5 protein-coding genes and 1 pseudogene are annotated in these 7337 nt (G+C 57.5%); 5 read left to right on the top strand and 1 reads right to left on the bottom strand.

What is annotated here, in order from left to right:
* Positions 1-348: 348 nt before the first annotated feature.
* Positions 349-1776, bottom strand: a complete 1428-nt coding sequence (locus L692_RS0120590; RefSeq protein WP_025701919.1) for a VanW family protein — start codon at positions 1774-1776, stop codon at positions 349-351.
* A 285-nt stretch (positions 1777-2061) separates the two neighbouring features.
* Between L692_RS0120590 and ftsE the strand changes: the two genes are divergently transcribed.
* The 5 genes and pseudogenes from ftsE to L692_RS0120560 all read left to right on the top strand — a co-directional run.
* Positions 2062-2748, top strand: a complete 687-nt coding sequence (ftsE, locus tag L692_RS0120585; RefSeq protein ID WP_025701918.1) for a cell division ATP-binding protein FtsE — start codon at positions 2062-2064, stop codon at positions 2746-2748.
* Entirely contained in the window at positions 2738-3652 is a 915-nt protein-coding gene (gene ftsX, locus L692_RS0120580) for a permease-like cell division protein FtsX (protein WP_025701917.1), read from the top strand. The genes ftsE and ftsX overlap by 11 nt, the downstream gene beginning before the upstream one ends.
* A 30-nt stretch (positions 3653-3682) precedes the next feature.
* Positions 3683-4999 carry a murein hydrolase activator EnvC family protein gene (locus L692_RS0120575; protein WP_025701916.1) on the top strand — a complete coding sequence of 439 codons (1317 nt, stop codon included), beginning with the start codon at positions 3683-3685 and terminating at the stop codon, positions 4997-4999.
* A 119-nt stretch (positions 5000-5118) separates the two neighbouring features.
* The gene (locus L692_RS0120570) at positions 5119-6582 is read left to right on the top strand and encodes a S41 family peptidase (protein ID WP_025701915.1); all 1464 of its coding nucleotides are present in this window, start codon (positions 5119-5121) and stop codon (positions 6580-6582) included.
* Positions 6583-6727: 145 nt separating this feature from the next.
* A pseudogene (locus L692_RS0120560) lies at positions 6728-7337 on the top strand (serine protease); the annotation flags it as partial.

The raw sequence follows: 7337 nt of genomic DNA, 5'->3' as shown, positions 1-7337 counted from the left end.
GAAGCCCCTGCCGGCAGGTGCGGTGGTCATATACGACCGGAGCCGGGCGCATAAGGTCGGCCAGCTTAAGAGCGGCCGATGTTGCCGTTGTTGTCATAAGAGGTCATCCTTTCTTGAAATGAAGTGATTTCTTGAGTATATCATCAGTATATCAGCGGATTGTAAAGAGGTCGGCTTGCTTTGGTAAAGCAAGCATTAAATATGCCGGGAGGGACGAAGCGGACCTGGGCAATGCCGCATCGTCCGGCCCGGCTCTGTGTTAGTCGAAGCTCCGCTCGGAGCAATACTTGCCGAAGGGCCGCCCGGTATTTCACCTTCTTCATCTCTTGGCTCGGCGGCCCGGCGGCCTTAATTATTCTTCCGGATTCCGTCCTCCACCAGCGGACGCTCGGAGGGTTCAGGTACGGCCGGCCTTGCCTGGCCCGAACCGACGGCGACCAAGGCTTGCTGCGGCCGGTAAATGTCGCGCGACAGCTTTTTTCTGTCTACGGCCTTGCCGTCGACCTTACGGGTTACATAGGTCTCCACGATATATCCCGCCTTGCCGCTCTGGAGCGTCCGCGAGGCTCCGGGCGGAAGAGAGGCGTCGGAAACGGTCCGGCTGCCGGGCGACAGGATATCGACGGTCCGGGACTCGACCTCGTACGATACATTTTGCGGGAAGGTGCCAAAGAACTTGACGGTCAGCGCCCGGCCCGCTACGGCGGATCGGATCAATAAATAATGGCCGGTATTGTTGCGGAAGCGGAAATTGATCGACCCCTGGGAGAACGTCGCATCCTGGCCTTTGGGCAGGTAGCTTACCGGCAGGGAGTGGCTGCGCCGCTCCACGATTTCAAGTCCCGTGCGCAGAGCCGCATTGTACAGCGTACTGGACACTTGGCAGATTCCGCCGCCGACCCCCGGCTGGAGCCGTCCGCTTACGATAACCGGCGCTTCGCGGAAGCCGGTCGTTTGCTCCGCTTTTTCAATGGCCTTGCCGTAGTCGAATATTCCTCCGGGGGGAAGAAGTGTATCATTCACGGCCTTCGCGGCGGAGTTCACGTTGTAGCTTCTTCCCGGTCCGCTTGAGCCCAGCGAGGTGCTGAACTCGGCAATCTTGCGCGCCACTCCCTGATCCTGCAGCGACTTTACCGTCACATCCGGCTGTACGGTCTTAAGCGGAAGCTGAACGACGACGCCCTTGCTCCGCAGAGCCTCCAACTGGCTCAAGCTTTCCGGCAGCGCGGCCCGAAGCGAGGATTCCATGGCGTTCCAGTCAATCCTGCGCGACGTTTCCCCCGGTGTATAGACAATTTGATCGCTCTCCGTAATTCGCCGGGTGGCATTCACAGGTTCGCCGAATGCGGTCCGCTCCCACTGCGGACTCAGGGTGCGTTTCAGCGGCGCGCTGTCCCAGTTCGCTTCAAGGCCCCATGTCTTGACAAAGCTGCGGCGGGCCTTGACCCGATCCAGCAGCCCCCCGTTCGTCAGCCGGTCCAGCCCCTCCAGAAACGGGTCCGCATCATATGAAATGCCCGCGTCCTTCAGCGTAACCTGAATCTCCGTCTCCCCGCCTCCAGTCAGTGTGACGGGAATGGCGTGCAGCGCCTGAAGCTTCCGTTCCAGCTCCGCCCTCGCTTTTGCTATGTCCATTCCTCCGACATTCCAGCCCGCAAGCGTCGTTCTCTCCGGAACGCTGCGCTGTCCCGCATATAAATACAGCCCTCCGTATACTAGCGAAGCCGCCAATATCAGTCCGATTAGCGCAATCAGGGCGCCATGTGTTTTTCTCATCGCAATGTCGTCTCCTCTGATACGGTAAATTTGCTCCAAGAGTCCGGTTCGGCCGTGAAGGTCTTTAGAGATACGGTTCTCCATGCCGATATAGCGCGAATGGGACGCGGGTCCGGGCCCTGAGCATTTAAATATATGCCGGGTCCCAGTAAAACTTTCGGGTACTCAAGCGGTTACGGATTTGTTACAATAGATACGTCTGTGAAAATACCGCAGTTTGTGAAAGCTTGCACGGCGGTTTGCAGACAGCGTGGAACGGATAAGTCAGAATCGGGAAGTGATATGATGATCGAAATGCAGGATATCTGGAAGACATATCCTAACGGCACCCATGCACTTCAAGGAGTGTCGGTCAAAATTGACCGCAACGAATTTGTATATATCGTCGGCCCGTCGGGCGCGGGCAAATCGACGTTCATGAAATTGATTTATCGGGAGGAATCGCCGACCAAGGGCCAGATTTCTGTAGGAGGCTTCAACATTGGCAAGCTCAAGCCGCGCAAAATCCCTTATGTGCGCCGGAATATCGGCGTCATATTTCAGGATTTCAGACTGCTTCCGAAGCTGACGGCTTTCGAGAACGTCGCGTTTGCGATGGAGGTTATCGAAGCGCCGAGAAAGCAGATCAAGAAGCGGGTGAACGAAGTTCTCGACCTGGTGGGCCTCCGTTCCAAAGGAAATCGCGAGCCTTCCCAGCTCTCCGGCGGGGAGCAGCAGCGGATCGCCATCGCCCGGGCCATCGTCAACAATCCTTCGGTCATTGTGGCGGACGAGCCCACGGGAAATCTCGACCCGGAGACGTCGTGGGGCATTATGCAGCTACTGGATGAGATTAATTTTCGCGGCACTACGATAGTCATGGCTACCCATAACCGGGACATCGTGAACAAGATGCGCAAACGTGTTCTGGCCATTGAGCATGGACAGATCGTCAGAGACCAGCTGAGAGGAGAATACGGATATGAGTTTTAAAACCTTCTTGCGGCATGTGCGGGAAGGCTTCAAGAACGTATTCCGCAACGGCTGGATGTCGGTGGCCTCCATCACATCCATTGTCGTCTCCTTGCTTGTGCTGGGCGTATTTATTTTATTGGTGCTGAATGTCAATTCATTGGCGGACAAAGCGGACAGCCAGGTGCAGATTACCGTCCATTTGTCGCTGGAGACCAAACAGGCGCTGCGGGAGACGCTCCAGAATGAGATCGGCAGCATGCCGGAGGTCAGCAAGGTCGAGTTCGTTCCCAAAGATCAGGGTCTGGAAGAGCTGCGCAAGGATTTGGGTCCGGATGCCGACAGTATACTGGAAGGATTTGACAAGGATAATAATCCGCTAAATGACGCTTTCCGGGTGGAAGTAGTGGAGGCGACGACCGTGCCGTTTGTGGCGGAGAAGATCGAGGCGCTGAACGACAAGCATCCCGAGAAACCGGTATACAAGGTGAAATACGGGGAGGGCGCCGTTGAGACTTTGTTCAAGATCACGCGCACGATCCGCAACGTTGGCTTTGTTTTTGTCGCGGGGCTTGGCGTCATGTCGATGTTCCTGATTTCCAACACGATCCGGGTGACCATACTGGCCCGCCGCAAGGAGATCGGAATTATGAAGCTGGTGGGGGCGACGAATGCTTTTATTCGATGGCCGTTCTTTATAGAGGGAGGGCTGATCGGCCTGCTGGGCTCGCTAATTACAGTCGGGGTTCTGTACGCCGGTTACAGCGGTCTGAATACGTCCATGAAGGGCGATCCGCTGATGGGATGGACCCTGCTGCCCTTTGACGATATCTGGATGCAGCTGAGCGGTCTGCTGGTCGGACTCGGGATGCTGATTGGCATATGGGGAAGCACCGTGTCTATCCGTAAATTTTTGAAGATCTGACAATTAAGGACAAAGGACGGGGAACGCGAGTTGAAAAAAATAGCCGCCGGTTTAGCTGTATTGCTGCTGTCTGCCGTAATGTTCCAGCCCTCTGAAGGATATGCCAGGAAACCAAGCATCGCCGAGATTGACAAGCAGCTCAAGCAGCTGCAGCAGGATGTGCAGAACGCCAGGAAGCAGCAGGAGAAGGCGGCCGCCCAAGGCCAGGAGGCGCAGCACTACAGGAATAAAACGAACCAGAGTCTGCAATATGTGCTCGGCCAGATTGAACAGGTCAGGGGCGAAATGAAGCAGATTTCAACTAAAATCGATAACACCGAGGCCTCGCTCAAGACAACGGCCTCGGAGCTGGACGCCGCGCAGGAGCGGGTGGATTCGCGGCAGAAGCTGATCGAATCCCGCGTCCGTCTCATGTATACGGATGGGGCGGTGTCCTACCTTGATGTGCTGCTCTCTTCCAAGAGCTTCTCGGATTTTCTGGACCGCGCCGATTCGCTCAAGACTATCGTGGATCAGGACCAGGATTTGCTGGACCAGCATAAGCGGGATGAAGCGACCGTCGCCGAGAAGAAGAGAGAGCTGGAAGGGCAGTACGCCCAGGCCAAGCAGCTGTACACCGATCTGGAATCCCGGCGGAGCGTCCTGAAGGATAAGGAAGCGGAGAAGCAGCAGCTGATCGCCTATTACGACAAGGCGATCGACGACGCGGAGGATATCAGCCAGGAGCAGAACGCCAAGCTGGTGCAGCTGGCGAGCCAGCGGGCCGCGCTCGCAGATCAGAAGGACAGGCTAAGAGCTGAAGAAGCGGCCCGAAGAGCGGCGGCGGCCAAGGCGGCAGCGGCGAAAAAAGCGGCTGAGGAAGCAGCCAGAAGAGCTGCCGCAGCGGCGGCCAGCTCCGGAAATTCGGATGACGAGCACGGCGGCGACGATTCGAGCGGCACTTACGCCAGCGGCAGCGGACCGCTGCTGCTGCCCGTAGGCAACGCGCGGGTGTCCTCGCCGTACGGCTACCGGATTCATCCGGTTACGGGAGAGCGCAAGCTGCATACCGGCGTTGACTTTGCGGTTCCGCAGGGCACGGACATTCACGCGGCCGAGGCGGGGACCGTCATCGTCGCGGAATGGTGGAGCGGATACGGTTACTGCGTGGTCATCGACCACGGCGGCGGCATGTGGACGCTGTACGGACACATCCGCGAGGGCGGGATCAAGGTTAGCGTGGGAGACAAGGTGAAGCGCGGAGAGACTATTGCGGAATCAGGCGCCACCGGCCGGGTAACCGGACCGCATCTTCACTTCGAGGTACGGATCGACGGAACGCCGGTTGAACCGATGGATTACCTGTAATTTAGCGGCATTATAAATAATATTGTGCATTCCGGCATATACTGGAAGTCAGACTGATCCTTAAGGGACGAACCTTAGGCAGACCGGGAGGATGGACAAGAAGGGACGGTGAAGGCTTCATGTTAAAGAAGAGCACGGCGGCTTTTATGGTCATCGCGGCCCTGCTGTGCGGCAGCCTGCTGACGCTGGCCGTGACGGGCTCGCTCTTCTCCGGACAAGCTGCCGGAGAGAGCGCGTCAACGGTTTTGACAAGCAGCGGGCTTGCGCAGAGCGAAGCGAAGAAGCTTGGGACGGCGCTTGGCCTGATCGAGAGCAAATACTACCAGAGCGTGGATCGAAGCAAGCTGATCAACGGCGCGGTCAACGGAATGATGGAAGCGCTCGGGGACCCTTACTCGAACTATATGGCCAAGGAAACGGCGGAGAAGTTCGAAGAGAGCATCGAGGGCTCGTTCACCGGCATCGGAGCCGAGGTTGCCTCGGATAACGGCAAAGTCGTCGTTGTATCCCCGATTAAAGGTTCGCCGGCCGAGAAGGCCGGAATTCAGGCGAAGGATATTATCGTCTCCGTGAACGGCGTATCGCTGGAAGGAATGGATTTGAACGACGCCGTCGCCAAGATTCGCGGCCCCAAAGGCAGCACGGCGGTTCTCGTCATCCGGCGCGGCGGTTCGGCGCAGTCCTTGACCTTTAATATCAGACGGGATAATGTGACGCTGGAGACGGTCTACTCTTCTATGGAGAAGAATGGCGTTGGCGTAATCGAAATTACGCAGTTCTCGATGAACACCGCCGCCCGCTTCAAGGAGGAACTGTCCAAGCTGGAGAAAAAAGGTCTGAAAGGCCTTGTTATTGACGTCCGCAACGATCCGGGCGGCGTACTGCCGGTTGTTATCGATATTGCCGAGCAGTTCGTGCCAAAGGGCAAGACGATCGTCCAGGTGGAGGACAAGGACAAGCAGCGTGACCGACAGATTTCCAAGGGCAGCGGCAAGGATTATCCGGTTGCCGTGCTGATGAACAAGGGGAGCGCGAGCGCCTCGGAAATCCTGGCGGGAGCTCTGCAGCAGTCCGCAGGAGCCAAGCTGATCGGCGATAATTCCTTCGGCAAGGGGACGGTGCAGACCAGCTTCGACAAGGAGCTCGGAGACGGCAGTCTGCTGAAGATCACCATCGCCAAATGGCTGACGCCAAACGGAACATGGATTCACGGCAAGGGAATCAAGCCGGATATCGCCGTGGCCCAGCCGGATTACTTCTCGGTGGCGCCAATCGACAAGCGCGCGCCGCTCCAGTACAACTCCAACAGCACGAATGTGAAAAGCGCGCAGACCATGCTTGACGGTCTGGGCTACAAGCCAGGGCGCAAGGACGGATATTTCGACACCGGCACGAAGGACGCGGTGAAGAAATTCCAGAGCGCGGCCAAGCTGAAGGTGACCGGCATTATTGACGTCAAGACGGCGGAGGCGCTTGAAGCGGCCTTGATCAAGGCGATCCAGAATCCGGCTAACGATAATCAGCGGAACCGGGGAATTGAAGAGATACGGAAGGAGATCGGCGCGAAGGCGTCGAATTCATGAAGAAGGCTGACTTTCAGCCTTCTTTTTTTCATGCGGTCCATGAAGCCATAGCCAATATTTTCTGTTCGAAAAGCCTGTCTTTGATCCCCGCATTCCATTAGAATAGAGGATGAAGCCGTACTTAAGATAGCGCAGCCAAAGGAGCGTGACGATCGGTTTGGATGACATGCTGGAACTGCTGGCAAGCTTGGGGAATGCCGCGCTGCATATGCTGACGCAGCCCTTTTATTATATCGCTTTGTTGTTCATTATTCTGTATTGCCGCAGGCAGACGCTGCTGGAGCGGAGGCTTATTCATGTCAAGCTGCATAGCTGGGGCAGGGAAGTATGGCGCGCCATAGGGACAGGTCTGGCTGCGGGTGTTCTCGTCTCGCTGGCAGCCATGCTGCTCGGCGTGTCGGCAAGCGGACCGGCCGTCGTCTGCATCTGGGCAGTCAGCCTGATTCTGCTGCTGCTTCGGGTGCGGTACTTCTGCTTCGCCTATTCCATCGGCCTGCTTGGCGTGGTGCAGGCTGTCCTTTCCTTCTTCCCGGCTTTCCGCCCCGGAGGGCTTGGCGGAGAGGCTGTGACGGCGGTAAGAGAAATGGATATTCCCGCGCTGCTGGCCTTGGCCGCCGTTCTGCTTGTCGTGGAAGCGCTGCTGGTCCGCTGGCAGGGCCCTCGGCTTGCGACGCCGCTGTTTCTTGAAGGCAAGCGCGGTCGGGTGGTGGGCGGTTACCGGGTGGAGGCATTCTGGCCGCTGCCGCTCTTCCTGC

It is taken from the genome of Paenibacillus forsythiae T98 (assembly GCF_000520735.1).
In the GTDB taxonomy this organism is placed as follows: Bacteria; Bacillota; Bacilli; order Paenibacillales; family Paenibacillaceae; genus Paenibacillus_AQ; species Paenibacillus_AQ forsythiae.
This window is presented reverse-complemented; position numbering and strand designations above follow the sequence as displayed.

Excerpts from the sequence above, each read along its gene's own strand:
- L692_RS0120590 (WP_025701919.1), bottom strand. The coding sequence starts at position 1,776 with ATGAGAAAAACACATGGCGCCCTGATTGCGCTAATCGGACTGATATTG.
- L692_RS0120570 (WP_025701915.1), top strand. The coding sequence starts at position 5,119 with ATGTTAAAGAAGAGCACGGCGGCTTTTATGGTCATCGCGGCCCTGCTG.
- ftsX (WP_025701917.1), top strand. The coding sequence starts at position 2,738 with ATGAGTTTTAAAACCTTCTTGCGGCATGTGCGGGAAGGCTTCAAGAAC.
- ftsE (WP_025701918.1), top strand. The coding sequence starts at position 2,062 with ATGATCGAAATGCAGGATATCTGGAAGACATATCCTAACGGCACCCAT.